This is a genomic window from Burkholderia sp. Bp9015 (assembly GCF_003853505.1).
Classification (GTDB): Bacteria; Pseudomonadota; Gammaproteobacteria; order Burkholderiales; family Burkholderiaceae; genus Burkholderia.
On the sequence record NZ_QTPZ01000088.1, the window covers coordinates 1 to 1,175 of the forward strand.

1 protein-coding gene is annotated in these 1,175 nt (G+C 70.2%); it reads left to right on the forward strand.

What is annotated here, in order from left to right; translation table 11 throughout:
• The coding region (locus DIE12_RS37690; protein WP_148091661.1) for an acetyl-CoA C-acetyltransferase at positions 1 to 1,175 on the forward strand (1,175 nt) is incomplete at both ends.

The following is a 1,175-nucleotide window of genomic DNA, read 5'->3' on the forward strand; positions in this document are numbered from 1 at the left end:
ATGACGGACGTAGTGATCGTATCGGCCGCGCGGACCGCGGTCGGCAAATTCGGCGGCTCGCTCGCGAAGATCGCGGCACCGGAGCTGGGTGCGACGGTGATTCGCGCGGTGCTGGAGCGTTCGGGCGTGAAGCCCGAGCAGGTGAGCGAAGTGATCATGGGCCAGGTGCTGACGGCGGGCTCGGGGCAGAACCCGGCGCGCCAGTCGCTGATCAAGGCCGGCCTGCCGAGCGCAGTGCCGGGGATGACGATCAACAAGGTGTGCGGCTCGGGCCTGAAGGCCGTGATGCTGGCGGCGAACGCGATCGTGGCGGGCGACGCGGAGATCGTGATCGCGGGCGGGCAGGAGAACATGAGCGCGGCGCCGCACGTGCTGCCGGGCTCGCGCGACGGGTTCCGGATGGGTGACGCGAAGCTGGTCGACACGATGATCGTCGACGGCCTGTGGGACGTGTACAACCAGTACCACATGGGCATCACGGCGGAGAACGTCGCGAAGGAATACGGGATCACGCGCGAGGAGCAGGACGCGTTCGCGGCGCTGTCGCAGAACAAGGCGGAAGCCGCGCAGAAGGCCGGGCGCTTCGACGACGAGATCGTGCCGGTGTCGATCCCGCAACGCAAGGGCGAGCCGCTGCAGTTCGCGACCGACGAGTTCGTGCGCCACGGCGTGACGGCGGAATCGCTGGCGGGGCTGAAGCCGGCGTTCTCGAAGGACGGCTCGGTAACGGCGGCGAACGCGTCGGGGCTGAACGACGGCGCGGCGGCAGTGCTGGTGATGTCGGCGCAGAAGGCGGCGGCGCTCGGCCTGACGCCGCTGGCGCGGATCAAGGCGTACGCGAACGCGGGGGTGGATCCGAGCGTGATGGGCATGGGGCCGGTGCCGGCATCGCGCCGTGCGCTGGAGCGCGCGGGCTGGACGCCGGGCGACCTGGACCTGATGGAAATCAACGAGGCATTCGCGGCGCAGGCGCTGGCGGTGCACAAGCAGATGGGCTGGGACACGTCGAAGGTGAACGTGAACGGCGGGGCGATCGCGATCGGCCACCCGATCGGCGCGTCGGGCTGCCGGATCCTGGTGACGCTGCTGCACGAAATGGCCAAGCGCGATGCGAAGCGCGGGCTGGCGTCGCTGTGCATCGGCGGCGGGATGGGCGTCGCGCTCGCGGTCGAGCG